This window comes from Candidatus Synechococcus calcipolaris G9, assembly GCF_029582805.1.
GTDB classification, from domain to species: domain Bacteria; phylum Cyanobacteriota; class Cyanobacteriia; order Thermosynechococcales; family Thermosynechococcaceae; genus Synechococcus_F; species Synechococcus_F calcipolaris.
This window is the reverse complement of the sequence record NZ_JAKKUT010000002.1, coordinates 1,357,788-1,381,210: the sequence shown is the minus strand read 5'-3', so window position 1 is coordinate 1,381,210 and position 23,423 is coordinate 1,357,788. Positions and strand designations below refer to the sequence as shown.

Below are 23,423 nucleotides of genomic sequence, written 5' to 3'. Positions count from 1 at the left end.
ATGGGTAGTCTTCATGTCAGTGATTCAGGAGTTACATCGTCAACTTACGGGCAAAGAACGCTCCGCCACTGAAATTACCCAAGCCTATCTGGATCGCATTGCTGCCCTAGAGCCGCGCCTCCATAGTTTTTTAACGATCACGGGCGATCGGGCCCTTGAACAGGCTGCCGCCATTGATAAAAAAATTGCCGCTGGGGAACCCCTCGGCCCCCTAGAAGGCATTCCCATTGCCCTCAAGGATAATCTCTGTACCCAAGGGGTAAAAACCACCTGTGCGTCACGGATCCTAGAAAACTTTATCCCTCCCTACGAATCCACCGTGACCCAAAAACTGCAACAAGCAGGGACGATCTCCCTGGGGAAAACCAACTTAGATGAATTTGCCATGGGCAGTTCCACCGAAAACTCGGCCTTTGGTTCCACCGCCAACCCCTGGGCCATCGATCGCGTACCGGGAGGTTCTTCGGGGGGATCGGCCGCAGCAGTAGCCGCCGGGGAATGTGCCGTCGCCCTGGGGTCTGATACGGGGGGATCCATTCGTCAGCCCGCGTCCTTCTGTGGGGTGGTTGGTCTCAAACCCACCTATGGACTGGTTTCTCGCTATGGTTTAGTGGCCTACGCCTCATCCCTGGATCAAATTGGTCCCCTCGCTACCACCGTCACCGATGCAGCTATCCTCTTGGGGGCGATCGCCGGCCATGACCCCCAAGATGCCACCAGTCTCAAGGCAGCGGTTCCCAACTATACCCAATACCTCAAACCTAGCCTAGAGGGGATTCGCATTGGCGTGATTCAAGAAACCCTTGGCGATGGCCTCAGTGCCCCAGTAGCCACAGCGATGGATCTGGCCCTGAAGGAATTGGAAAACCTAGGGGCAACCCTCCATCCCATTTCCTGTCCCCGTTTTGCCTACGGCCTGCCCACCTACTACATCATTGCCCCCTCGGAAGCCTCAGCAAATTTAGCTCGGTATGACGGCGTGAATTATGGCTATCGGGATGACACCGCCAATAGTTTGCTAGACATGTACACCAAAACCCGCGCCCAAGGCTTTGGCCCAGAGGTAAAACGGCGGATTATGATTGGCACCTATGCCCTTTCAGCGGGGTACTACGATGCCTACTACCTACGGGCCCAAAAAGTTCGTACTCTGATTAAGGAAGATTTTGAAACCGCCTTCCAGGAGGTGGATGTATTAGTGTGCCCCACCAGTCCAACAACGGCCTTCAAAGCAGGGGAAAAAACCGCCGACCCCCTGAGTATGTATCTCTCAGACTTAATGACCATCCCTGTGAATTTAGCGGGCTTACCGGGGTTGAGTTTACCCTGTGGCTTCGATTCTGAGGGCCTACCCATTGGCCTGCAATTGATTGGCAACGCCCTCCGGGAAGATGTTCTCTTTCATGTGGCCTACGCCTACGAACAGGCAACCCCCTGGCACAGCAAACAGCCGGAAGGGTTGAGCTAAGATGCCCTGGGCAAAGGTTTGGCAAACCCAATTAGGGGACTACATCACGGCGATCGCCTGGTCTCCCAAGGGCAACAGTCTAGTCATCGCCGCCGCCTCCGGGGAAGTGGTTCTCTACCGCAACCAGGGTCAAGACCATCGCCTCCTGCGATCTGGAGATGATCAATCCATTGATACCCTCGGATTCTCTGCAGACGGAAACTATATTGCCGCAGCGGGGCAATCCGGCCAGGTCTTGGTGTGGGGCATGGAGCCAGAGCCAACCCTCCTTTACACCCTGGACTATGAGCAACCCTGGATTGATCAACTCCATTGGCACCCCCAACTTCCGGTGGTCAGTTTTAGTTTGGGTCGTTATGTCCAACTGTGGGATGCGATCGCCGGCGAAATTTTAATCACGGTGAATTTTGAAGCCTCATCAGTATTAGCCCTGGCCTGGCATCCAGCGGGACATTCCCTGGCCGTCGGTGGCTATCAAGGCATTCGCGTCTGGGCCGGTGAAGATTGGGATCAGGATCCCCAAAACCTGGGTTTTATGTCCGCCTGCGTGGGTCTAGCCTGGTCACGGGACGGCGAATACCTGGCCGCCAGCAATATGGATCACACCCTGTTTGTCTGGAAATGGGGGGATCCCTACCCCTGGCAAATGCAAGGCTTTCCCGGAAAAGTACGCCAACTCCACTGGCTGCCCCTCCAACCTGGGGAATCCGCCCCCACCCTCATTAGTAGTTCTCAAGAAGGGATTATTACCTGGCAACTGACCGGCGATCGCAAGGGCTGGGAACCACAAATTTTAGATCTCCATCAGGGCAGTGTCAAAGCCCTAGCCATTGAACCCCATCAACTAATTTTGGCATCTGCGGCCACCGATGGCTGGATTTGTCTCTGGCAGGATGTCAAAGAACCCATTCAAATTCTCGAGGGAGCAGCGGATCACTTTAGTTGCCTGAGTTGGCATCCCCAGGGTCATTATTTAGCCGCAGGGGGGAATAGTGGCGAAGTCATGGTCTGGGAAGCTCCAGTTTCTTAGAAAAATAGAAAGACGAGGAAGGACTGTGTTACATTTTTCAAAGAAAGATGCGGTTTTCAGGATTCATCCCCGTTATGAATAAAGTTTACGATTGGTTCGAGGAACGCCTAGAAATACAGGCCCTCGCCGATGATGTGACCAGCAAATACGTCCCTCCTCATGTAAATATTTTTTACTGCCTGGGTGGGATTACACTGACCTGTTTTTTGGTTCAGTTTGCCACTGGTTTTGCGATGACGTTTTATTACAAACCCACGGTAGCCGAGGCCTTTACCTCTGTCCAGTACATCATGAATGATGTCAACTTTGGCTGGTTAATTCGCTCCGTCCATAAATGGTCCGCCAGCATGATGGTGCTGATGATGATTTTGCACGTTTTTCGGGTTTATCTCACCGGCGGTTTCAAAAAGCCCCGGGAGTTGACCTGGGTGACGGGCGTAGTCCTAGCGGTCATTACCGTCAGTTTTGGCGTAACGGGCTACTCTCTGCCCTGGGATCAGATGGGCTACTGGGCGGTCAAAATTGTCTCAGGTATTCCAGCAGCCATTCCGGTAGTGGGTGAGTCTTTGGTGGAATTAATGCGTGGTGGCGAAAGCGTGGGTCAAGCAACCCTAACCCGCTTCTATAGCCTACACACCTTTGTTTTGCCCTGGTCCATTGCGGTCTTCATGCTGATGCACTTCCTAATGATTCGGAAACAGGGCATTTCCGGGCCCCTCTAAATCATGGCAAGTCATTGTCCAATTGCTCATTTTGCCCCCCTTGGCCGATCCTCGTATAAGGAGAACCTTTGATCTATGGCTAAAGTTTTGAAAAAGCCTGACCTCAGTGACCCCGCCCTAAAGGCGAAGCTGAAAAAAGGCATGGGTCATAACTACTATGGCGAACCTGCCTGGCCCAATGACCTCCTCTATATTTTTCCCGTGGTCATTATGGGATCCATTGCCTTGGTAATTGGCTTGGCGATTATGGATCCTGCCATGATTGGTGAACCTGCTAATCCCTTTGCTACCCCCCTAGAAATCCTACCCGAGTGGTATTTATATCCCACATTCCAGATTTTCCGGGTGGTTCCCAATAAACTTTTAGGTGTCTTGATGAATGGAGCCATTCCCCTCGGTTTGATTTTGATTCCGTTCATTGAAAATATCAATAAGTTTCAAAATCCCTTCCGTCGCCCCGTTGCCATGGCGGTCTTTATGTTTGGCACCTTGGTGACGCTATGGTTAGGTGTGGGTGCGGCATTCCCTCTGGATAAATCCCTGACCCTGGGGCTGTTCTAGCTGAGTTGCCTAGAAGGGTTATCAAGAGATCATCTGGCAATCCCTAAAACACCACCTAAACTAAAATCAAAATCTAAAAAATGAGCGAGTTTGTCAATGGCGTTTAGACACCGGCGGCAGCCTCGCTTACTTTGTGGTGTTCGATTTTATGGGATAATTAGGCAGAAATAAATATTTAATGTTTCTAATCTCTAATTACTTTTTCTTTGGATATTGAGGATCAGTCACGATGAGTCTCCATCGTCTGCTATACCTTAGTTCTGCTACAGAGGGCCTGAGTTATCCAGATCTGCGGGAAATTATGGCCAAGTCAGAGGCGAATAACCTGCGGGATGGGATTACCGGAATGCTCTGCTTTGGCAATAATATGTTTGTCCAAACCCTAGAGGGCGATCGCCGCCGTATCAGTGACACCTATGGCCGCATTCTCCAGGATCCCCGCCACCACAGTGCGGAAATTGTTGAGTTTTGCGAAATTGATTCCCGCATCTTTACCAACTGGTCCATGCGGTTAGTGCAGTTAGGGGAAATGGATTCGGAAACGATGCGAACCCTACGCCTAACCTATTCCCCAGCGGCCACCTTTGAGCCAGCGGCCATGAATGCCAAGCAATGCCTCAGTTTCCTAAAAGAGTTATACGTTATTCATCAGGGGGGAGGGTAGTGGCCCCAGCCCATCCCCTGATCATTACGGATCTGCTTTCCTTGCCGGATCAAACCTATATTTGGTCGGTGCTGGAGTCTTGGGGTGAATTATCCACCTTGACCCCTGTGCAGGGGTGGCTAAAAGTGACTCACCTGAAATCCTATATCCAGGTTAAAACCGAAGTTAAGACCATTATTACCCTCACCTGCGATCGCTGCCTGCAAAACTATAACCATCGTCTCTTCTGCGATGCCGAAGAACTCCTGTGGTTAGCCACCGCCACTGAACCCGATGCCCCCCAGGATGGTCTAGCCGGAGATCTGGTGGAAGCAGTCGATGCCCAAGGAACCCTTGATCTAGCGGATTGGCTCTACCAACAGTTGTGTTTAGCCTTGCCCCATCCCCAACGCTGTGAAGCCACCTGTCCCGGAATTCAACTAAAGCCGGAACCGATTACCCCACCCACGGAATCCTGGGATGATCGCTGGGCCGCCCTGGCCCAACTTCGCCAAGCCCTTGAACCGAATAACGTTGAAAAAAATTAGGGGGGGGCGGTGAGTTTTTCCCAGGACTTTGAACTCCTTTTGCGGGCCCGTTATCCCTTGCTGTATATCCCCAGCCGCGAGGAAGAGCGACTAGAGGGGGTTTTACAGCACATTGCCGAAACCTATAACAATCGGGCCGTCTATGTCTGGGATTTTGTGGAAGGCTACCAAGGAAATCCCAATGATGGGGGTACGGCCAAACGGAATCCCCTCCAAGCCCTAGAGTTTATTGAAAAACTTCCCCACACCGCCGCCGCCTTGATCATTCTGCGGGACTTTCACCGTTTTTTGGAGGACATCTCCATTTCGCGGAAGCTGCGAAACTTAGCCCGCCTCCTCAAGTCCCAGCCGAAAAATCTAATTTTATTGGCCCCAGAGGTGGCCATTCCCGCAGATCTCAGTGACGTGATCACCGTGGTTGAGTTTCCCTTACCCAGCAGCAGCGATATTCGGGCAGAACTGGAACGTCTTTGCCAAGGCCTCGGTCAACCCCTGTCTCCCCAATCCCTCGATGAGGTGGTGCGGGCCTGCCAAGGATTGACCCTAGAGCGGATTCGTCGGGTCTTAGGCCGGGCGATCGCCAGCCATGGTTCCCTCTATCCCGAGGATGTGGATTTAATTTTGGAGGAGAAGCGGCAAATCCTGCGGCAAACCCAAATTCTTGACTTTTATCCCGCCACCGAATCCATTGCGGATCTGGGGGGACTGGATAACCTCAAAGATTGGCTGATGAGGCGGGGAGGAGCCTTTTCGGAGCGGGCGCGGCAGTACGGTCTTCCCCATCCACGGGGGTTGCTGCTTGTCGGCATTCAAGGTACGGGAAAATCCCTCACAGCCAAAGTAATTGCCCACCATTGGCACTTGCCCCTCCTGCGTCTGGATGTGGGTCGTTTATTTGCGGGTTTGGTGGGGGAATCAGAATCCCGTACACGACAAATGCTGCAAATTGCTGAAGCCTTAGCTCCTTGTATTCTCTGGATTGATGAAATTGATAAAGCCTTTGCCGGAATGGATGGCCGTGGCGATGCGGGCACCAGTAGCCGTGTATTTGGTACGTTTATTACCTGGCTGGCGGAGAAGCAATCGCCGGTTTTTGTCGTGGCAACAGCCAATAACATTAAATCTCTGCCGCCGGAAATGCTTCGCAAAGGGCGATTTGACGAGATTTTTTTCGTGGGTTTACCCCATCAGGAGGAGCGACGGGCCATTTTTGAGGTTCACATCTCCCGAGTTCGCCCCCATACCCTGAATCAGTATGATCTGGAACGCTTAGCCTACGAAACCATTGATTTTTCCGGTGCAGAAATTGAACAATGTTTGATTGAGGCCATGCACCTCGCCTTTAGTCAAGATCGGGACTTTACGACGGAGGATCTCCTTCAAGCCGCCAGTGAAATTGTGCCCCTGGCCCGAACCGCTCGGGAGGATGTTCATTTACTCCAGGAGTGGGCTGCGGCCGGGAAAGCTCGCCTAGCCTCTCGCGCCGCCTCAATGTCGCCACCACGCTCCTAACCCATCACCTACACGCACTACCCGTCATGAAATCATCCCGTATCCTGCAATGGCTTCTTGGTACCACCCTTGGGCTGGGTCTCATGGTGCTATTGTTTGCCAGTGTCCTAGGTATTTTTTCCCAGGGTCTGTTGCTACCGCCGGAACGACCAGAATTTACCAATGATTTTCCCCAAGCCATGGCGGAGTCCCCAGAAGCAACGACTGAGGCGGGGGAAGATACGGAAGAACCGGAGCCATCTCCTGAACCCTCACCGGAACCAGACAATACCACTGCCCGTGTGAGCTATGGCGAAGGTCTGCGCATCCGCGATCGCCCGGATCGGAGTGGGGAACCGTTGGGTGGGGTGAGTTTTGACGAAGAGGTGATTCTCCTGGAACAAAGCGATGATGGGGAGTGGCAAAGGATCCGTACCCAGGATGGTCTTGAAGGCTGGGTTCTAGGGTTCGGCCTAACGTCATCCCCATAACTCCATGAATCTCCGGCAGGACATCTATCAACTGGTGCGGCAAATTCCACCGGGGTCTGTAGCCACCTACGGTCAAATTGCCCATTTATTGGGGTTGCCTAATCACGCTCGTCAGGTGGGCTATGCTCTCTATCAGGTTGCCCTGGATTCGGATATTCCCTGGCATCGGGTGATCAATGCCCAGGGTAAGATTTCCACCGCACCCCAACGCCATGGAACCGATGAACAGCAACGGTGGCGATTAGAAGCCGAAGGCATTGAATTTGACCCCCAAGGGCGTATTGATCTGAAGCGTTTTGGTTGGCGGCCCCTAGGAGAAAAACATGGGGGATAAAACCATGGAGCAACACCAAACCGTACCCCAAGCATTGGCCCAAAAAGTTATTGTGATTGGCGGTGGTGCGGCGGGCTTTTTCGGGGCGATCGCCTGTGGGGAAGCCTGTGCAGATTGCCAGATTACCCTATTGGAAGCGGCCCCCAAGGTCTTGGCAAAAGTGCGTATTTCTGGGGGCGGGCGGTGCAATGTCACTCATCACTGCTTTGATCCGGCCCTGCTGGTGCAGAATTATCCACGGGGGGGAAAGGCTCTGCGCGGGGCATTTAGTCGATTTCAGCCCCAAGATACAATTGCTTGGTACAAAAAACGGGGGGTTCGTTTACACACTGAAGCCGACGGCCGGATGTTTCCTGTCACCAATGATTCGGGGACAATCATTCATTGCCTCATGGCGGAAGCGCAACGGTTAGGGATTCGGGTTCAGACCAAGTCGGCGGTGCAAAGGGTTGAGCGGCAAGACGGTCAGTTTCGGGTGATCCTGCGTTCCCAAGAGGTCTATGGCTGCGATCGCCTACTTTTGGCAACGGGTAGTAGTCCCCAGGGGTATGCCATTGCCCGATCCCTGGGCCACACCCTAGAGCCACCAGTTCCGTCCCTCTTTACCTTCAATGTGCCAGACCCCCACCTCCACAACCTCGCTGGCATTGGCCTGGATTCCGTTAGGGTGCAACTATCCCTGCCCGGAGTTCCCCCCCTGATTCAAACGGGGCCGATTCTAATCACCCACTGGGGATTGAGTGGCCCGGTAATTCTCAAACTTTCCGCCTGGGGGGCGCGGGTTCTCCACGATGCCGGTTATCAAGGCACCCTTCAAATCAACTGGCTTGCCCACCTACCGCTGGAGCAACTTCGCCAACGTTTACAAGACGCTCGAAAGGAGTCTCCCAAACGGGCGATCGCCAATTATTGTCCCCTTGAGGTTCCCCAGCGGCTATGGCACTACTGGCTACATCAGGTGGGTTTAGACCCTACCCTAACCTGGGCCAATCTCCCTAAATCAGCCCTAAATCAACTGGTGTCTGCCATCTCCAAGGGCACGTTTCATTTGCGGGGCAAGGGAGTCTTCAAAGATGAATTCGTCACCTGTGGCGGGATTAAACTCTCGGAAGTCAATTTTAAGACGATGGAAAGTCGCCCCTGTCCCGGATTATTTTTGGCCGGCGAGGTACTAGATATTGACGGAATTACCGGCGGATTTAACTTTCAGAGTGCTTGGACAACAGGTTGGCTAGCGGGCCAGGGTCTTTGTCAGGAATCATCGGCATAAACTGAGGGGATAGGGGGTGAGTCGATTAGGTTAGACTAGCCTTTGTACTGTTCTTGGTACTGTTCTTGTCCATGATCAAGTTGCGTTACTAAAGGCTACAGAGTCCTATGTCCTTGGAATTGTTGCGATCGCTGGTGTGGATGGATTATCGGTTAGCGGTGGTTTTTACCGTCGTCCTGCCCTTAATTCTTTTACTCTGGGCGGTTATTCAAAATGTGCCGGCCATCACCCATTTGCTCGTGATTTATTGGCGGGTGGCCAGCCTCCTGGTGATCACAGTTTATTTGATGATTCCCCAATGGCCCGTCTCCTACGTGACCGGGTTTGCCGCCCTAGTTCTCATTCCCATTAGTCTCTGGTTTTGGGCCGATTTGAACGAAGAAATTAGCGATCGCAAAGATCTGCTCGGCCAAATCTTTAGTAGCTGGCGGTGGGCCGTCACCCTTTATTGCGTCCTTGCTGCCCTCGGCCAAGCCTTTTACCTCCGCTGTGCCTTTATTCCCGATGAGGTAAGTACCGCCGCCTGCCAAGTGTGGTTAGAAGCTCCCCTCAGCTACAAAGAACTGCTCCATGTGAATGCCAAACCAGGAACCCTCGGCTTTTTTGCTGCCGCTGCCCTGATTATCTACGTGCTGTACCTCAGCTATTTTGTTTTTGTGCGTTTACCCAAACAGGGACGCTCTGCCACCGGCCTATGAAACCCCAGCGATCGCGGCCCCGGGTCAAGCCCCCGGCCCAAAATCTAGATTCCTTTATGGATGTCCTGACCAATACGGTGGGGGTGATGATCTTTGTCTGCTTGTTTGCCAGCTTAACCGCCGCCGTTGCTCCAGCCCTAGTGCGGACTCCCCTCGCCCGGGAAAGTAGCAAAAGTAGTCATTTTTTTGAATGCCGCGAAGACCGGGTCACACCCCTAGACGAAGATCAAGCCAGTGAAGAGGTGCAGACGTTTTTTCGCTCCCTGGATGCCAATTCGTTCACAAGTCCCCAGGCCCTCTTTGCCCAGATCAATGGTTTTCAAACAAGAACCCGATATTACCAGGTCAATCTAGATGTGTTGACCCATCAGGGTAGTCCCATTGTCCAAACTAAATTTACCCCCCTGAGTACGATTGATGGTGAAACCTCTCAACGTTTAGAGCAACCCCGTTCCCAGTTTCAGCAAACCCTAAATCGGCTTGACCCCAATCGCCATTCCCTGATCTTTTTTGTTCGCCCCGATAGCTTTAATTGCTTTCGCACTGCCCGATCCATTGGTTGGAACCAGGGTTTTGATGTGGGTTGGGAACCCTGGCCCAATGAACGGGACATTATTTTTGTCTCTGGTGGCGGCGGACGGCGAGTGACGGTGCAGTAATCAACCAAAGACAAAGCCGATTAGTCTATTAAGCCTATTGGGAGGCGCGATTAACGATGCTGGCAAAGCGAATTCTGCCCTGTTTAGATGTGAAGTCCGGCCGGGTCGTCAAGGGAGTCAATTTTGTCAATCTCCGGGATGCAGGAGATCCGGTGGAACTGGCCCAGGTGTATAACCAGGCCGGGGCCGATGAACTCGTCTTTCTGGACATTACCGCCACCCATGAGGAGCGGAGCATCATTTTAGATGTGGTCTACCGCACGGCGGAACAGGTGTTTATTCCCCTGACCGTGGGGGGTGGGATTCAATCCCTGGCTCAGATCAAAGAGCTACTCCGGGCCGGAGCCGATAAAATCAGTTTGAATTCGGCGGCGGTGCGGGAACCGAATTTGGTCAATCAAGCCAGCGATCGCTTTGGGGTGCAATGTATTGTGGTGGCCATCGATGCCCGTCGCCGCCCCGATAGTGACCCCACCCATCCCACCTGGGAGGTCTTTGTCCGGGGAGGGCGGGAAGCCACGGGTTTAGATGCGGTGAAATGGGCCCTGGAAATGGAACAGCGAGGGGCCGGGGAACTGCTGGTCACCAGTATGGATGCCGATGGTACCCAGGCCGGTTACGACTTAGCCTTGACACGGGCGATCGCCGAGCAGGTACAGATTCCCGTCATTGCCTCTGGGGGAGCGGGAACCTGTGAGCATATCCATCAAGCCCTCACCACCGGCCAGGCCCAAGCAGCTCTTTTAGCTTCCTTACTCCACTACGGACAATTAAGTATTGAACAAATTAAAGCCTACCTAGCCCAGCATCAGGTTCCCGTTCGCCATGGTTAATTTTCTACGGGGTCTGGTGAGTCAACGTCGCTTTTGGCAATGGACAGGCCAGGCCCTAGGGGTCGCCGGGGTGGGATTACTGATTTATTTTTTAGGACAAAATCTGGCTTTTAATCTAGATCAGTTGGGTTTGCAGCCAAGTTTTAGTTTCCTCCAGTATCAGGCGGGATTTGCCATTGGCGAAACGGTGATTCCCTATCGACCCACCCAAAGCTACTGGTGGGCCCTATTCGTCGGGTTTGTCAATTCCCTACGGGTGATTGGGGCAGGTCTCGTCTTGGCCACGCTTCTGGGACTGGTGGCTGGGATTGCCCGCCTATCCAGTAATTGGCTGCTGCGGCAAATTGCCTTGGTCTATGTGGAACTACTGCGGAATATGCCCTTACTGTTGCAGTTATTGTTCTGGTATTTTGGAGTTTTCCTGAGTTCTACGGCGGCGGGCCAGTCCTTCTTGGGATTTGCCTTAAATCAACAGGGGATGACCTTGCCCGGAGGAATCCATCTATCCCCAGAATTTTCGGCTCTGTGGTTGGGGCTGTCGGTCTATACTGGAACATTTATTGCCGAAATTATTCGCGGTGGCATCCAGAGTGTGCCCAAGGGCCAGTCAGAAGCGGCCCAATCCCTGGGATTAACTCCTACTCAAACCCTCTGGTTGGTGATTTTGCCCCAAGCTCTGCGCTCCATTGTCCCTCCCCTGGGGAATCAGTACCTTAATCTCGCTAAAAATTCTAGCTTGGCGATCGCCGTGGGCTATCCCGATCTCTATGCCGTTGCCTCGACCACCTATAACCAAACCGGCCGGGCCCTAGAAGTAATGCTCCTGCTCATGGTTACATACCTGAGCCTGAGTTTAATCATTTCCTTGGCAATGAATCTTTATAATCGGAGTCAGTTGAAACATCAGTGACAAATTCATTTAAGGAACTATTAGGGTTGCGCTAAAGAACAGACTAAGGGTTCCAGCGTAATAAATAGCTCATCACTTGCGGGAATAGTGATCTCAAAGACACAAATATCCTCTTGATAGGCGACTTCGGCGGTGTAGGTTCCCGGATCGATATTATCAAAGAAAAATTCTCCAGCTTGGGTTAGGGGAGAGACTTCGCGGCGATCGCCCACCCGAATAATCAATTGACCATAACTAGGAATAATCTTTTCCCCGGCTTTTTCCAGGGCGATCGCACCGATAATATTCTGAACACGGCGGACATTAAATCGGGCAATGGCTCCGCCGCGAAAGGGGGGGGCGATGAGTTGACTGGTTTCACCCACATCAAAATCAAGATCAATATCCTGGTCATTAATACTGAGTTGATTGCCAAAATAGGGCAGGAGACTGGGAATGAGTAAATTTCCACGGCGGTTTGTGCGGCCAATTTCTTGATTACTCAGGTAGCCCCGCACATTAGGCGAATCGGGCACTTGAATCAGGGCAAAACTTCCCTGTACGGGCCGCGTCGCATAGACCTCACCACCAATGGCAACAATTCCCCCTTCTGCAACCATGAGATTGGAACCAATATCCCCGGACTGGGTATAACCCAACTGATACCGGCTCCAGGGCGTATTGTAGGAAAAGGATGTAGCAGCCCGACTTTGGGTAGCTTGTTGCTGTAGTTCAACCCGGTAGCCATAGCCTTCCCCAGGGGGCAAGGAACGCTGTACCGATAGGGTGGGAACCCCCTCATCTCCCCGTTGTCGCCAGCCGGCATTAAGGGAGGTACTATTCCCCAGGAAATAATTTAAGCCAATGGAAAATTCATTCACCGGATCGTTGGGGCGAAATTGGGAACGGGCGGCTTGGAGGAAGAGATTGACATTGGTGGCAACACGAATTTGAGTTTGGATACTAATGCGATTGTTAATGCCCTGATCCCGAGGATTGGTGAGGTTGTACTGGCCACTGAGGGAGGCTCGGGATCCCAGGGGAACCCTGGCACTAACAAAACTTTGCAATAGGGGGCGATCGCGGCCAGGGTCTAAACTGGTGGTGGCATAGTCAGGACTTTGGAGACGCAGACCCCCACTAAAGGAGAGAAAATTACCGGGATAGGTGTAGGCGATCGCGGCGGCCGAACCATTCACACCATTGGCAGAACTGAAGGCCCCGGCCAAATCAATCGTGCCCACCGGCAAGGCCGTACTAACCGTCAGCCCCCCACTCACCACCTGAGAACTCGCTTCAATGCGTCCCCCCGCCGTCACGTTACTGAGTAGACCACGACGGTAATAGGCTAAAAATCGCCAATCGTTATCGTAGCTAAAACTATCCTGGCCCAAACCTTGGCGTTCAAAGCCAAGGGCGACATTAAATTCCGACAGGCCCGGTTCCAGTAAACTGGAAAACTGGACAAAACCGGAATCAAAGACCTGCTCCTGGCCATCCAGCCCGCGGACAATGACTCGTACTCGATTAAAGCCGCCAGATTGGGGAAGATTGACTAAGCGAAAGGGGCCGGGGGGGACGATCTAGGGTACGAATGAGCCGATTATTGACGTAGATTTCTGCCTGGGAGGGCGTTTCCGCCACACCACTGACATTAAAAGCAGGCTGGCGAACCAGATAGGGGCTTAAACCAAAATTGCGGCCCCAACTAATGCCCCCCAGGAGGCCACCCCCCCCCAGCAAGTCCGTACTTACCTGGGTATCCCCAATGACCAAGCTCGTTAAACTATGGCGGTTATCCAGGGTGAGATTGCTAATACCGCGATTAATTGACCCATCCCCCGCCAAGCTAAAGGCGGAGTAGAGGGCATTGCCACCAAAACTAAGGGCAACTTCCGTACCCGCTGTTAAGGTTTCAAAATCTTGCCATTGCACCCCATAGTTCAAATAGGCACTGAGGGGTTGACTGTAAATAATGCCAGCGGGGACAACCCGACTCCCAAGATCAAAGACATCTTCCCCTAAAAAATCTGCCCTAGAACGAACTCGTAAAACAAGCTCCACATCATCCCGCTCAAAGGTAATGTCTGGGGCGAGGGACTGGAGGGACACATGCTCAATCCCTTGAATGATCTCCCGTTCTCCACCAAAATCCTTTAACCCCGCATCCAGAAGGTCTTGCCAGGGAATCCAAATATCATCATCCCGTAGGTACACGACCACATCGCCTTGACTAGCTCGATTTACCTCTAGCTCAAAAATTGCTGAGGTTTCAGGGGATTGGGCTAGAACAGGGGTGAGGACACAGAGTGGGGCAAAATAGGCAAAATATCTCAATGCCCTAGGCGACCATACCGCTGGATATTTGTATGTAGTTGAAACCCAGAGGCTTATACGAATCCACAAAAAAAGTACATGACCAATATTGAACACAAATAGCTAGGGATAGAGAAACAGAGAAAGACTAAGGGATCTCTCCCAGATAGTAATACGGTGCTTATTGCTTGATTATTTTTTGTTGACTGCCCTACTTTTTAGAGGATTGCTTAGCGATCGCCCCGGCAACGGGAATAGCCAACACCGCCAAGGGTCGCCCCCAGGAGGGAACCATGGGTAAGGCAACCACCACCGCTGCGGCCATACTGGCGATCCAGTTGACATTTTCTTGACGGCGGGACAGGCGTTTCAGTTGACGATTGAGTTGTTGTTCCTGCTGTATATCCGTTGTGGAGGATTGTTCACCAGTCGAAACCTCTGCCAGTTGGGCTTGGAGAGAGGCAATGCGCTCTTGTAGGGGATTCACCGCCGCCTGGGAGACATCTAACTGTTCATTGAGATATTTCACCTGATCATTGAGATAGTCAACCTGTTTACTGAGATATTTCACGAGGGACTTAGTATCGTCATCATCGCTATTATCATCACTATCCCATGAAATCCCTTGTTCCACCGCTGTTGAGGCCCCATGCAATTGTTCTGATTCCTCTGGCTCTACGTCTGCATCAGGCTGCTGATCTAACTGTTCCCGCAGGGTTTGATTGATCTGCTCAAGGGTGGTGAGTTGCTCCTGAAGGGATGCCTGCTCCATGGCAAAGTTGGAGACCTGTTCTTCCAGGTCGTGGCGATGGACTTCTTGGGACTGTAACTGTTGAACTTGAGCTAGGAGTTCCCCATGGGCTTGTTGCAAATGGTCGTGGGCGATCGCCGTTGTTTCCAGATTCTGAACCTGTTCCTGAAGCGTTTGGACGAGGTTCTGGGCAGCGTCTAGTTGGGTCTGGACATCCTGGCGTTCCCCCTGTAGCCGTTGAATTTCTGCATTTAGCTGCTGAACTTGCTGCTCTAGTTCCTGGTTACGGCTAAAAACCTCTGTCCCTGCCAGTTCACTGATCCGGGCAATTTCTTCATCAATGCTCAGTCCACCCTGAATATCCCGGAGATCGCCACTGGATTGATCTCCCGCCAAGTCACTGATTAAACGGTCTAGATCCACATTTTCAGGGAGTGCCTCCCCTCCACCTAACTCATTGCCTAACTCTGTGAGGTCAGGATTCTCCTGGGTCAGTTCCATACCCTGTTGCTCAGTTTGAACCCGTTGTACATCAAGGGCTAATTGGGCTAGTTGTTGATCTTTTTGCTCAATGATGACCTGAAGTTCATCTACTAACGCTTCTGCCGCTTCCAGGTTAGGAACAACATTGCTGATAGTTTCTTCATAGCGTTCTTGCAGATCTTGTAAGGAAACTACGGCTTCCGCATTAAACCAAGTAAGGGTTTCGTCAAGGTGCTCTTCAATTTCCTGCACTAATTGTTCTTGTTGGTGAGTTTTCAACTGTCCACTGTCAACGAGGGGCTGAAAAATCTGCTTAAGAATTCTGCGGGCGGTACCAATGACGTAGGTATCACCATTGGGTTGGGAAAGGATAACGGTCTGGCCATTTTTTTTGAGGCACTGATGGGAACCCTTGCCTTGATCTGAATCCAGTGTCCAGCCAATGTTCTCCCCTAGTTTGACGGCTAAGTCAAAGGTGAGTTGTCGTTGATAGGCCCGAATAGCATTCTCGATGTACTCGTACCTCAGAACGTCTTCACTGGCAGTGGGAATATGGGGTTCTTGCATTGGGGTTAGCCAGGGGTAGGTGGCGATCGCAAAATTTGAGTCAATTATAACGATTTCAAATTTTTTATTGTCCGATAATTTTATATCACAGGAGTGGTTTGCCGAGATAAACTCGCTCCGAGGGGCCAGGGGCGATCTATGCTTGTAAATACATTTTGTTTATCATTAACCATCCCTAACTATGAGCCTAGACCTTTCTCGCATTCCTGCCCAACCCAAGCCTGGTTTAATCAATGTGCTGGTGGAAATCTGTGGCGGCAGTCGCAATAAGTATGAATTTGACAAGGATATGAATGCCTTTATCCTGGATCGGGTGCTGTATTCGGCGGTGAATTATCCCTTCGACTATGGCTTTATTCCCAATACCCTGGCGGATGACGGGGATCCCCTAGATGGTTTGGTGATGATGGATGAGCCGACCTTTCCAGGCTGTGTGATTGCCTCCCGCCCCATTGGTATGTTGGAAATGATTGACAGTGGCGATCGCGATGAAAAAATTCTCTGTGTTCCCGCTGATGATCCTCGCTATAGCCAGGTTAAATCCCTGACGGATGTTGCCCCCCATCGCCTAGAGGAAATTTCCGAGTTCTTCCGTACCTATAAAAACCTGCAAAAGAAAGCCACGGAAATCCTGGGCTGGCAAGATGTGGATAAAGTGCAACCCCTGGTAGATCAATGCATTAAGGCTTACAAGTAACAGGTTGTCCCATTGGCGGGAGAACGGGCTAGGAAGGTTGGGCTGTTAGGCATGGATGTTAGGAATACAACGGTTTTCATCACCGGAGCCAGTAGCGGTATTGGCCAAGCCTGTGCCGAAGTCTTTGGGGCTGCTGGGGCCAGACTGATCCTCGTTGCCCGTCGATTAGAACGCCTAGAACACCTGGCAGCCCACCTAGAGACAACCTATGGCGTTTCTAGTCATTGCTTGGCCCTAGATGTGCGCGATCGCCCCCAAGTGGATCACGTCCTGAAAACCTTGGATCCAGAATGGTCAACCATTGATATTTTGATCAACAATGCCGGACTGAGCCGAGGGTTAGAACCCTTTCCTGAGGCCAGTCTTGAAGATTGGGAAGAAATGATTGACACGAATATTAAGGGGCTTCTCTATGTGACCCGGGCCCTGCTACCGGGAATGCTAAAAGAACAGCGGGGCCATATTATTAACGTCGGCTCCATCGCTGGTTTGCAGGTCTATCCCCGCGGCCATGTCTACTGTGCCACCAAGGCGGCGGTACAGGCCCTAACCACCGGATTGAAATTAGATCTGCTGGGTACCCCCCTGCGGGTGACAGGCATTGAACCGGGACTGGTGGAAACGGAATTTAGCCAGGTGCGCTTCCATGGGGATGGCGATCGGGCGGCTCAGGTCTACGAAAATTTGACCCCACTGACGGCCCAGGATGTGGCAGAGACCATTTTGTTTTGTGCCAGCCGTCCAGCCCATGTGAATATTAATCAAATTGTTTTAATGCCCGTGGATCAAGCCAGTACAACCTTGGTACACCGTCACCCCCAGGCGGCAAAAAAAGAAGCCTAAGGAAACGGGCCCAAGGGAGCGAGACTGTTTCTAATCATTTCCAATTGTTCAAAATAAAAAATATATTTTACACGAAAAAATCATCTGTGCTTATTCTGTAGAGGTATGCTTTTGGCCGTAGGGTCTGTATGCTCAAACTGAAGCTTAAAAATGATCAGGACGCGAGTCTCAATCAAGATATTGATATTATTGTTGCCCATTTACCCCAGCAGGAATTTTTAATTGGTCGCCTGCCCGATTGCCAGTTAATTCTCCCCAGTACTGAGGTCAGTCGCCTCCATGCCAAAATCATCTATCAGGGCGATCGCTACCAGTTCATTGATTTGAATAGTCGGGCCGGCACTCGTATCAAGCAACAGGCCCTAACCCCCCAGCAGGCCTATCCCCTGTCCGTGGGCGATCGCATTGAACTGTCCTCCTTTTCCTTGGAGGTGATGCAGTCTAATAGCCAGGGAGAAAGTCAATCTCCCTTGGTGAGTATGCCCACTGTCTTGCACCTAGAGAACACAGATCCGGTCTTACCTGCTGTGGCCCCCATGCCCGTAGAACTCTTGGACTTGGAAAACCTGAACCCTTGGAAAAAAGGCGATATAAAACTCTGTTGCGCTCGCATTATTCAAGAAACCGCTGACGTTAAAACCTTTTGCTTTATTGCCGAACCCCCGGTTCTCTTTAACTATAAACCAGGGCAATTTATTACCCTTGACCTAGAGATTGGCGGCGAATCCATTAATCGCTCCTATTCCATTTCCTCCACCCCGTCCCGACCGCACACTCTGGAAGTTACGGTTAAACGAGTTCCTCCCCCCGAAGATGCGCCCCTGTCGCCCCCTGGGTTGGTGTCCAATTGGCTCCACGACAATCTATCCGTGGGAGATTGGATCAATATAAGCGGCCCCCTGGGCAAGTTTACCTGCGTGAATCAGCCGTCGGAAAAGGTACTGTTTATTTCCGCCGGAAGTGGGATTACGCCGATGATGTCCATGACTCGCTGGCTCTACGATACGGCAGCCCCCTGTGATGTTATTTTCTTCCACAATGCCCGCACCCCTGAAGATATTATTTACCAGAAAGAACTAGAAACCCTCAGTCAACGGATGCCCCGCTTCAAGTTAGCCATTAGTCTGAGTCGTCGCCAAGACCATCAATCCTGGGCCGGCCTGACGGGTCGCCTGAATGCCCCGATGCTGGAACTCATTGCCCCTGATTTTCGCGATCGCACCGTCTATGTTTGCGGCCCCAATCCGTTTATGGCGGGGGTCAAGTCCCTGCTGGCAGGCCTGAATTTTCCCATGGAGCAGTACCACGAGGAAAGTTTTGGTGGCAAAAAACCGAAACCGGCCCCATCCACCCCTGCAAAACCGGCCAGTGCATCCCCAGGGAATCCGGCAGGTTCGGCCGTCGTGACACCAACACCATCCTTAACCCCCCGATCGGGCTATGGATTAGCGGGTATTTTAGGGAATCGGGAGACAAGTTCTGGGGAGAATACCGCCGTCGAGGGTATGGAGGTTTCTGCCCCAGTGGCCAATGCCCCAGCCCCGGCCACAAATAGTGGTTTAGTGGTGGTCTTTACCAAGTCCAGCAAGGAAGTGACGGCCGATGGTGACCTCTCCATTTTGGAGTTAGCGGAGCAGGAGGGGGTAAAAATCCGCAGCAGTTGCCGTTCGGGCAGTTGTGGAACCTGCAAAAAACGCAAAGTAGAGGGGGATGTCAAGTTAGAGGACTTTGATCCCGAAGCCCTGGAGGAGGATGAGCAGGCCGAGGGCTTTATTCTCACCTGTATTGCCTATCCCCAGGGACGGGTACTCATTGAAGCCTAAGGGCACGAAAATCAACATCCAGGATGACAGATGTGTAACAAATTCTAACCTACCAGTGAAAAAGTTCTAAAATAGATAACTCTAACTTCGGGAAGGCCTGGGGAATAATGACACCTGTGGAGAGAGTTTGCTGAGTTTGATAATCACTCTGGCTCGGATCACGGAAAATAAAAACTTGACGCGCATTTAGATCAACCACCCAATATTCAGAAATCCCGGCCTGAGCATAGACGCGCTTTTTGTCGTTCAGGTCATAAGCTAAGGTAACGTTTGAGATTTCAATGATCCAGAAAATGTCATTGGGGGTGGGATGTCGCTCTTTATATCGTTCTTGAGGTGGAATGGCAACTGTGATATCTGGTTCTGGTTCGGACGTACTCAGGGTGATGGGATGGGATTCAATGATGAGGGCCGTGTTCTGAAATTTTTGCCTGAGATAATCCGTGCTTTTTCGGGTGGTGTAACTATGCAGTGGACTTTCCGGGGGCATTATGACAATATCACCGTCTAAGAGTTCGACTTTTTTTTCAGCCAGCACTTCCTGGTCAATCAGGCGGTGGTAGGCCTCTATAGTCCATTTCAGAAGGGTCGGCATGGCATAGTACCTCTACAAATGGCAAAACGTGACGCCTAATTGCCCGACGAGCGGCGATGAAACTGAATGTGATCTTGGCGTAAACTCAGATCAAACTGCTGTAAAAAATCCTGCCCCAGCAGTCCCATGGATAATTCTGGGCCGGCGATCGCCACCGGGATCATGGTTTGGTTCAGACCAGCAACATCCAGGGATCGCACATAAACAATCGGCATAACTGTCTGGCCATTGGCGGTGTTAAAAACGGCATTATCTACAACATTGGCGGGGGTGATACCCAGGGCCCGTGCAAGGGGTCGCGTAATAACGGTCATACTTGCACCGGTGTCCACCATCATTTCCGAGGCAAGTCGCTGATTAAATAATACCCGAATGACGGGAATTCCATTTTGGCGACGAATAATCGGGGCAGTACCCACTTGCGCTGAGGGACGGGTCGGCCGTTGCTGGGCATTGGGGGGACGCTGCTGGAGTTGGATTAATTCCTGGCGATAGCGGCGGAGTTCATTGGCCTGACCTGGGTTGGCCTGAATCATTTGATCCACTACTTGGATTGCCCTAGCCCAGTCTTGATTAGCGATCGCCTGGTAAAGGGCATCGGATCCCAGGGATTGGCCCAAAACGGGGGTAGGAATGAGTAATCCCAGACAGAGGAGCAACCCGTAGGCTTTCATGGCTTCACTATTTTATTGTTGTTGGAACGTTAATTATTATCGTCAAAATTGTCGGAATTATCTATTTCATCATTTCCCGGTGAATCAATGGGCTGGTAGGGGACGTAATCCGTGGCATTTTGGTTGGATGCTTCTGGGCGGGGCCGGGGCCGTCGTCGCCGAGGGCGATTTGCTGCTGGGGGTTCGGTGGGGCGATCGGGGCGGGTGGGCAGTGGATTCCCTGGATTGGGTGGGCGGCGATCGCTTGGGCGGACACTGCGGCGACTGGGGGGACGGTAGGGTTCATCCTGGACATCCGCATCCCTGACTGGTGGCTCATAGGTACTGGGGGCGGGGCGAGACCTGCGGGGAGATGGGCTCCGCTCTGGCCGTTCCGGCCGCGGTGGCGGATTGCGACGGGAGGGTAAGCGACCCACGGGGGGTTCTTCCTGTTCATAGTCATCGGCGTAGCGAGAGCGACTGGTATCACGGCTACCGCGAATGCGCCTTAGGGGAATCTCATCCTCTTCCTCGTCATCGTAGGGCTCAAGTTCTTCGAGTTCCGCCCGATAGGTATAGGTGCGACTCACGGGCCGATCCTCATCCACAATCGGGGTATTCCGACGGGCCTGCTCCGTAGCGACACTGCGAAGGCGAATACTTTCTACGGCAAAGAACGCCGCTGATCCGGTGAGCAAAAACTGCCCAAATAGCAAAATGGGGTCTAGTCGCCACCCCTGGAAGAACAAAATGCCGCCGCAGAGAATCGACACCGCAGCGAAGAAAATGTCATGATCCCGTGCTAATTCTGGGCGCATCGATCGCAAGAAGTAGAGAGCCGCTCCACCCACTGCTAAACCAATACCCATAATCCCCGCTGGCCCTAAACCAACGTTGACAATTTGCCCCAACAGGGGATGATTTAGTCCACCACTTAAGTGGATTAGACCCTCTACCATTGATAGCCTCCGTCAGCCACAGCCTTCTCTATGTTAACGACTGTTGCCAACATTTCTCTAGCATTTTACCCAGATTAATCCCGCAAACCCAGATCAAGGGTGGGATTTCATCTATCAATAAAACAAATAAAGCTTAGGAGGAGCGTTGAACTTTATCCAATTGACTAAAGAGAAAAAGTGCCACCGCCGCAGAACCGAGGACAACGGCCCCGGCAATTAAACCAATGAAGAAGCCTTTGAGGGAAGGTGTAACTGTTAAGAGTAAAATCCCGGTTGATAGCGTTGATAGCATGGCGAGGTTTCAAAACGTTACGACATTTAAGATTTTAATCGTTTTTGGTTCCCTTAGGGCAATAAGCTATCCTAAAAGTTAGACGAATTGTAACGTTTTCTATATGACCCCTGCCCTTTTGGTGAGCATTGGCCTAGGGATTCTCCTCTCGGCCCTGACCTTTCTTTTTATTATGAGAATTATTTTAACCTGGTATCCCCAGGTGAGTCTCAAGCAATTTCCCCTGAGTTGGCTAGCGATCGCCACCGAACCCTTTTTGGCCCCAACCCGTCGCCTGATTCCGCCCCTAGGGGGAGTCGATATTAGTCCCATTATTTGGGTGGGCATTGTCACCCTGCTCCGGGAACTCCTAGTGGGTCAGCAGGGATTAGTCCTATTGCTCTTTCCAGCGGCCTAGCTTTAGCAGGCCTTTGCTGAAACTGATACTTAAACGCACCAGGGTATCCAGCCATCTCCGCGCCGTGGATCGCTGTACTAATCCATAGGGAAAAAACAAGCTGCCGAGAACAATCAAGACACCGTAGAGAATCAGGCGGCCATCCCGAAAAAAACTAGCGAGCCCCTGGGGTAAACCCGGTTGATCGGCGATCGCCCTTAGGACTTCTGGTAAGGCGGTAAAAATCATTCCGCCTAAGACAGGGCCCAAAAAGGTGCGGTTGCCACCAATGAGAACCGCCGTCAGATAGAGAATTCCGGCATCAAAGGTTCCCTGGCGGGGATTCCAGGTGTTGAGAAAATGGGCACTAACGGCCCCCACCATCCCCGCTAAAATAGCACCCAAGGTAAACGCCAGTACCTTATAGACCATGGGGTTAATGCCAAGGCAGGTGGCGGCTAATTCATCGGTACGAATCGCATCCATGGCTCGGCCGGCCCGCATCGTTTCTAAGCGGTATAAAAACACCATACTCAGGACGAGGAGGGGCAGGGATAGCCAGAGGTACTCGATAGAGTGACGAAAGGGTTGGGGAATCCCAAAAATACCGATCGCCCCCCCGGTAAGTTCTAAGTTCAGGGCTAAAACCCGCAGCACTTCCCCAAAGGCAATCGTGGCGATCGCCAGATAAATGCCCCGCAATCGCAAGACCGGAATTCCCAGCCCCAGACCCAACAGGGCACTCAACGCCCCCGCCAGCAAGACCTCCAGAATCACCCAACCCAGGGGATAGAGTTCCCCCGCCGTCGTCGGAACCCGCGTCGAAATAATGGCAGCGACATAGCCCCCCAAGGCATAGAATCCTGGACTAGCCAAAGAGAGTTGCCCCGCCATCAGTGGTAGATACAGAGATAGGCCCAGCATCGCCCCCAAGGTCATGGAGACCAGCAAAAAGCCATAGGTATTAAAAAAATCAGCCATCGGAAGGGGACAATGGGACTGGGGGGGCTAGGGTCTAGAAGAAACTACTGCCACCGGAAAAGCTAGCCAGAACCCCCACCAGGAATTGGAGTAACAGGAAGGCAATGATGGGGGAAAAATCTAGGCCCCCTAGGGGCGGAATCAGTCCACGAAAAATATTTAAGTAGGGATCCGTTAGCTGGCTGAGAATATTAAAGGGGGGATTCGACCAATTCACATTGGGAAACCAGGTCAGTAATACCCGAATCAATAGAATAACGAGATAAATCTGTAAAAAATTAGCAACAGCGGTAACAATTAAGGGAATAATAGGGGCCTCAGTCATAACCTTGCTCATCGGTGGCTTACGCTCTCTAGTGTATCGAATTGCCGATCTAATCCACAATTGGGGCAGGAATGGGCCAAGATACCTGAATTAGTGCCCCCATCAGCCCCGAGACTCCGCCGTCG

27 protein-coding genes are annotated in these 23,423 nt (G+C 52.0%); 18 read left to right on the top strand and 9 right to left on the bottom strand.

The window, feature by feature from the left end; all coding sequences use genetic code 11:
• Positions 1-13: 13 nt before the first annotated feature.
• The 14 genes from gatA to L3556_RS09555 all read left to right on the top strand — a co-directional run bounded on the left by gatA (position 14) and on the right by L3556_RS09555 (position 11,658).
• A complete protein-coding gene (gene gatA, locus L3556_RS09620; RefSeq protein ID WP_277867061.1) occupies positions 14-1,468 on the top strand; it encodes an Asp-tRNA(Asn)/Glu-tRNA(Gln) amidotransferase subunit GatA in 1,455 nt (484 codons plus the stop codon).
• A gap of 1 nt (position 1,469) precedes the next feature.
• Positions 1,470-2,498: a WD40 repeat domain-containing protein gene (locus L3556_RS09615; RefSeq protein WP_277867060.1), complete on the top strand. Its 1,029-nt coding sequence runs from the start codon at positions 1,470-1,472 to the stop codon at positions 2,496-2,498.
• A 74-nt stretch (positions 2,499-2,572) separates the two neighbouring features.
• Complete coding sequence (gene petB / locus L3556_RS09610) at positions 2,573-3,220, top strand: cytochrome b6 (RefSeq protein ID WP_277867059.1); 648 nt, start codon at positions 2,573-2,575, stop codon at positions 3,218-3,220.
• A 75-nt stretch (positions 3,221-3,295) separates the two neighbouring features.
• Positions 3,296-3,781 carry a cytochrome b6-f complex subunit IV gene (petD, locus tag L3556_RS09605; protein WP_277867058.1) on the top strand — a complete coding sequence of 162 codons (486 nt, stop codon included), beginning with the start codon at positions 3,296-3,298 and terminating at the stop codon, positions 3,779-3,781.
• Between the two features lie 229 nt (positions 3,782-4,010).
• On the top strand, positions 4,011-4,445 hold the full coding sequence (locus tag L3556_RS09600) for a BLUF domain-containing protein (RefSeq protein ID WP_277867057.1): 435 nt from the start codon (positions 4,011-4,013) through the stop codon (positions 4,443-4,445).
• Positions 4,445-4,972, top strand: a complete 528-nt coding sequence (locus L3556_RS09595; RefSeq protein WP_277867056.1) for a YceD family protein — start codon at positions 4,445-4,447, stop codon at positions 4,970-4,972. Before L3556_RS09600 ends, L3556_RS09595 begins: the two co-directional genes overlap by 1 nt.
• 9 nt (positions 4,973-4,981) lie before the next feature.
• The gene (locus tag L3556_RS09590) at positions 4,982-6,484 is read left to right on the top strand and encodes an AAA family ATPase (RefSeq protein WP_277867055.1); all 1,503 of its coding nucleotides are present in this window, start codon (positions 4,982-4,984) and stop codon (positions 6,482-6,484) included.
• A 26-nt stretch (positions 6,485-6,510) separates the two neighbouring features.
• Positions 6,511-6,954 (top strand): SH3 domain-containing protein, encoded by a 444-nt coding sequence (locus L3556_RS09585; RefSeq protein ID WP_277867054.1) that lies wholly within the window; start codon positions 6,511-6,513, stop codon positions 6,952-6,954.
• Positions 6,955-6,958: 4 nt separating this feature from the next.
• Positions 6,959-7,288, top strand: coding sequence for an MGMT family protein (locus L3556_RS09580; protein ID WP_277867053.1), 330 nt, complete (start codon positions 6,959-6,961; stop codon positions 7,286-7,288).
• Entirely contained in the window at positions 7,278-8,558 is a 1,281-nt protein-coding gene (locus tag L3556_RS09575; RefSeq protein WP_277867052.1) for a BaiN/RdsA family NAD(P)/FAD-dependent oxidoreductase, read from the top strand. Before L3556_RS09580 ends, L3556_RS09575 begins: the two co-directional genes overlap by 11 nt.
• A 107-nt stretch (positions 8,559-8,665) precedes the next feature.
• Positions 8,666-9,256 carry a DUF3177 family protein gene (locus L3556_RS09570; RefSeq protein WP_277867051.1) on the top strand — a complete coding sequence of 197 codons (591 nt, stop codon included), beginning with the start codon at positions 8,666-8,668 and terminating at the stop codon, positions 9,254-9,256.
• Positions 9,253-9,915: a hypothetical protein gene (locus L3556_RS09565; protein ID WP_277867050.1), complete on the top strand. Its 663-nt coding sequence runs from the start codon at positions 9,253-9,255 to the stop codon at positions 9,913-9,915. The genes L3556_RS09570 and L3556_RS09565 overlap by 4 nt, the downstream gene beginning before the upstream one ends.
• 56 nt (positions 9,916-9,971) lie before the next feature.
• Entirely contained in the window at positions 9,972-10,748 is a 777-nt protein-coding gene (hisF, locus tag L3556_RS09560; protein ID WP_277867049.1) for an imidazole glycerol phosphate synthase subunit HisF, read from the top strand.
• Entirely contained in the window at positions 10,741-11,658 is a 918-nt protein-coding gene (locus tag L3556_RS09555) for an amino acid ABC transporter permease (RefSeq protein ID WP_277867048.1), read from the top strand. Before hisF ends, L3556_RS09555 begins: the two co-directional genes overlap by 8 nt.
• Positions 11,659-11,678: 20 nt before the next feature.
• Here L3556_RS09555 and L3556_RS09550 read toward each other — a convergent pair whose 3' ends face one another.
• From L3556_RS09550 to L3556_RS09540, 3 genes are all read right to left on the bottom strand, one after another.
• Entirely contained in the window at positions 11,679-13,220 is a 1,542-nt protein-coding gene (locus L3556_RS09550) for a fimbria/pilus outer membrane usher protein (RefSeq protein ID WP_277867634.1), read from the bottom strand.
• Entirely contained in the window at positions 13,165-13,974 is an 810-nt protein-coding gene (locus L3556_RS09545; RefSeq protein ID WP_277867047.1) for a fimbria/pilus outer membrane usher protein, read from the bottom strand. Before L3556_RS09545 ends, L3556_RS09550 begins: the two co-directional genes overlap by 56 nt.
• A gap of 190 nt (positions 13,975-14,164) precedes the next feature.
• Positions 14,165-15,754, bottom strand: a complete 1,590-nt coding sequence (locus tag L3556_RS09540; RefSeq protein ID WP_277867046.1) for a hypothetical protein — start codon at positions 15,752-15,754, stop codon at positions 14,165-14,167.
• Positions 15,755-15,935: 181 nt separating this feature from the next.
• Between L3556_RS09540 and L3556_RS09535 the strand changes: the two genes are divergently transcribed.
• From L3556_RS09535 to L3556_RS09525, 3 genes are all read left to right on the top strand, one after another.
• On the top strand, positions 15,936-16,451 hold the full coding sequence (locus L3556_RS09535; RefSeq protein WP_277867045.1) for an inorganic diphosphatase: 516 nt from the start codon (positions 15,936-15,938) through the stop codon (positions 16,449-16,451).
• A gap of 51 nt (positions 16,452-16,502) precedes the next feature.
• Positions 16,503-17,294, top strand: a complete 792-nt coding sequence (locus L3556_RS09530; RefSeq protein WP_277867044.1) for an SDR family oxidoreductase — start codon at positions 16,503-16,505, stop codon at positions 17,292-17,294.
• A 128-nt stretch (positions 17,295-17,422) separates the two neighbouring features.
• Positions 17,423-19,117, top strand: coding sequence for a 2Fe-2S iron-sulfur cluster-binding protein (locus L3556_RS09525; protein ID WP_277867043.1), 1,695 nt, complete (start codon positions 17,423-17,425; stop codon positions 19,115-19,117).
• 49 nt (positions 19,118-19,166) lie between these two features.
• On the opposite strand, the gene L3556_RS09520 is transcribed toward L3556_RS09525, so the two are convergent.
• The 4 genes from L3556_RS09520 to L3556_RS09505 all read right to left on the bottom strand — a co-directional run bounded on the left by L3556_RS09520 (position 19,167) and on the right by L3556_RS09505 (position 21,616).
• Positions 19,167-19,712 (bottom strand): Uma2 family endonuclease, encoded by a 546-nt coding sequence (locus tag L3556_RS09520; protein ID WP_277867042.1) that lies wholly within the window; start codon positions 19,710-19,712, stop codon positions 19,167-19,169.
• 35 nt (positions 19,713-19,747) lie between these two features.
• Positions 19,748-20,386 (bottom strand): retropepsin-like aspartic protease family protein, encoded by a 639-nt coding sequence (locus tag L3556_RS09515; RefSeq protein ID WP_277867041.1) that lies wholly within the window; start codon positions 20,384-20,386, stop codon positions 19,748-19,750.
• Between the two features lie 29 nt (positions 20,387-20,415).
• Positions 20,416-21,324, bottom strand: coding sequence for a Ycf66 family protein (locus L3556_RS09510; RefSeq protein WP_277867040.1), 909 nt, complete (start codon positions 21,322-21,324; stop codon positions 20,416-20,418).
• A gap of 133 nt (positions 21,325-21,457) precedes the next feature.
• Positions 21,458-21,616, bottom strand: a complete 159-nt coding sequence (locus L3556_RS09505) for a photosystem II reaction center X protein (RefSeq protein WP_277867039.1) — start codon at positions 21,614-21,616, stop codon at positions 21,458-21,460.
• A 103-nt stretch (positions 21,617-21,719) separates the two neighbouring features.
• Here L3556_RS09505 and L3556_RS09500 point away from each other — a divergent pair, with 103 nt between their 5' ends.
• Positions 21,720-22,013, top strand: a complete 294-nt coding sequence (locus L3556_RS09500; protein WP_277867038.1) for a YggT family protein — start codon at positions 21,720-21,722, stop codon at positions 22,011-22,013.
• Here L3556_RS09500 and L3556_RS09495 read toward each other — a convergent pair.
• Positions 21,990-22,973, bottom strand: coding sequence for a branched-chain amino acid ABC transporter permease (locus L3556_RS09495; protein ID WP_277867037.1), 984 nt, complete (start codon positions 22,971-22,973; stop codon positions 21,990-21,992). The two genes, L3556_RS09500 and L3556_RS09495, sit on opposite strands and share 24 nt — an antisense overlap.
• Positions 22,974-23,007: 34 nt before the next feature.
• Complete coding sequence (locus L3556_RS09490; RefSeq protein WP_277867036.1) at positions 23,008-23,298, bottom strand: YggT family protein; 291 nt, start codon at positions 23,296-23,298, stop codon at positions 23,008-23,010.
• Positions 23,299-23,423: the final 125 nt, after the last annotated feature.

What these genes read in the sequence shown, in the direction of transcription:
- gatA (WP_277867061.1), top strand. Translation starts at nt 14, where the DNA reads ATGTCAGTGATTCAGGAGTTACATCGTCAACTTACGGGCAAAGAACGC.
- L3556_RS09615 (WP_277867060.1), top strand. Translation starts at nt 1,470, where the DNA reads ATGCCCTGGGCAAAGGTTTGGCAAACCCAATTAGGGGACTACATCACG.
- petB (WP_277867059.1), top strand. Translation starts at nt 2,573, where the DNA reads ATGAATAAAGTTTACGATTGGTTCGAGGAACGCCTAGAAATACAGGCC.
- petD (WP_277867058.1), top strand. Translation starts at nt 3,296, where the DNA reads ATGGCTAAAGTTTTGAAAAAGCCTGACCTCAGTGACCCCGCCCTAAAG.
- L3556_RS09600 (WP_277867057.1), top strand. Translation starts at nt 4,011, where the DNA reads ATGAGTCTCCATCGTCTGCTATACCTTAGTTCTGCTACAGAGGGCCTG.
- L3556_RS09585 (WP_277867054.1), top strand. Translation starts at nt 6,511, where the DNA reads ATGAAATCATCCCGTATCCTGCAATGGCTTCTTGGTACCACCCTTGGG.
- L3556_RS09580 (WP_277867053.1), top strand. Translation starts at nt 6,959, where the DNA reads ATGAATCTCCGGCAGGACATCTATCAACTGGTGCGGCAAATTCCACCG.
- L3556_RS09575 (WP_277867052.1), top strand. Translation starts at nt 7,278, where the DNA reads ATGGGGGATAAAACCATGGAGCAACACCAAACCGTACCCCAAGCATTG.
- L3556_RS09570 (WP_277867051.1), top strand. Translation starts at nt 8,666, where the DNA reads ATGTCCTTGGAATTGTTGCGATCGCTGGTGTGGATGGATTATCGGTTA.
- L3556_RS09565 (WP_277867050.1), top strand. Translation starts at nt 9,253, where the DNA reads ATGAAACCCCAGCGATCGCGGCCCCGGGTCAAGCCCCCGGCCCAAAAT.
- hisF (WP_277867049.1), top strand. Translation starts at nt 9,972, where the DNA reads ATGCTGGCAAAGCGAATTCTGCCCTGTTTAGATGTGAAGTCCGGCCGG.
- L3556_RS09555 (WP_277867048.1), top strand. Translation starts at nt 10,741, where the DNA reads ATGGTTAATTTTCTACGGGGTCTGGTGAGTCAACGTCGCTTTTGGCAA.
- L3556_RS09540 (WP_277867046.1), bottom strand. Translation starts at nt 15,754, where the DNA reads ATGCAAGAACCCCATATTCCCACTGCCAGTGAAGACGTTCTGAGGTAC.
- L3556_RS09535 (WP_277867045.1), top strand. Translation starts at nt 15,936, where the DNA reads ATGAGCCTAGACCTTTCTCGCATTCCTGCCCAACCCAAGCCTGGTTTA.
- L3556_RS09530 (WP_277867044.1), top strand. Translation starts at nt 16,503, where the DNA reads ATGGATGTTAGGAATACAACGGTTTTCATCACCGGAGCCAGTAGCGGT.
- L3556_RS09525 (WP_277867043.1), top strand. Translation starts at nt 17,423, where the DNA reads ATGCTCAAACTGAAGCTTAAAAATGATCAGGACGCGAGTCTCAATCAA.
- L3556_RS09520 (WP_277867042.1), bottom strand. Translation starts at nt 19,712, where the DNA reads ATGCCGACCCTTCTGAAATGGACTATAGAGGCCTACCACCGCCTGATT.
- L3556_RS09515 (WP_277867041.1), bottom strand. Translation starts at nt 20,386, where the DNA reads ATGAAAGCCTACGGGTTGCTCCTCTGTCTGGGATTACTCATTCCTACC.
- L3556_RS09510 (WP_277867040.1), bottom strand. Translation starts at nt 21,324, where the DNA reads ATGGTAGAGGGTCTAATCCACTTAAGTGGTGGACTAAATCATCCCCTG.
- L3556_RS09505 (WP_277867039.1), bottom strand. Translation starts at nt 21,616, where the DNA reads ATGCTATCAACGCTATCAACCGGGATTTTACTCTTAACAGTTACACCT.
- L3556_RS09500 (WP_277867038.1), top strand. Translation starts at nt 21,720, where the DNA reads ATGACCCCTGCCCTTTTGGTGAGCATTGGCCTAGGGATTCTCCTCTCG.
- L3556_RS09495 (WP_277867037.1), bottom strand. Translation starts at nt 22,973, where the DNA reads ATGGCTGATTTTTTTAATACCTATGGCTTTTTGCTGGTCTCCATGACC.
- L3556_RS09490 (WP_277867036.1), bottom strand. Translation starts at nt 23,298, where the DNA reads ATGACTGAGGCCCCTATTATTCCCTTAATTGTTACCGCTGTTGCTAAT.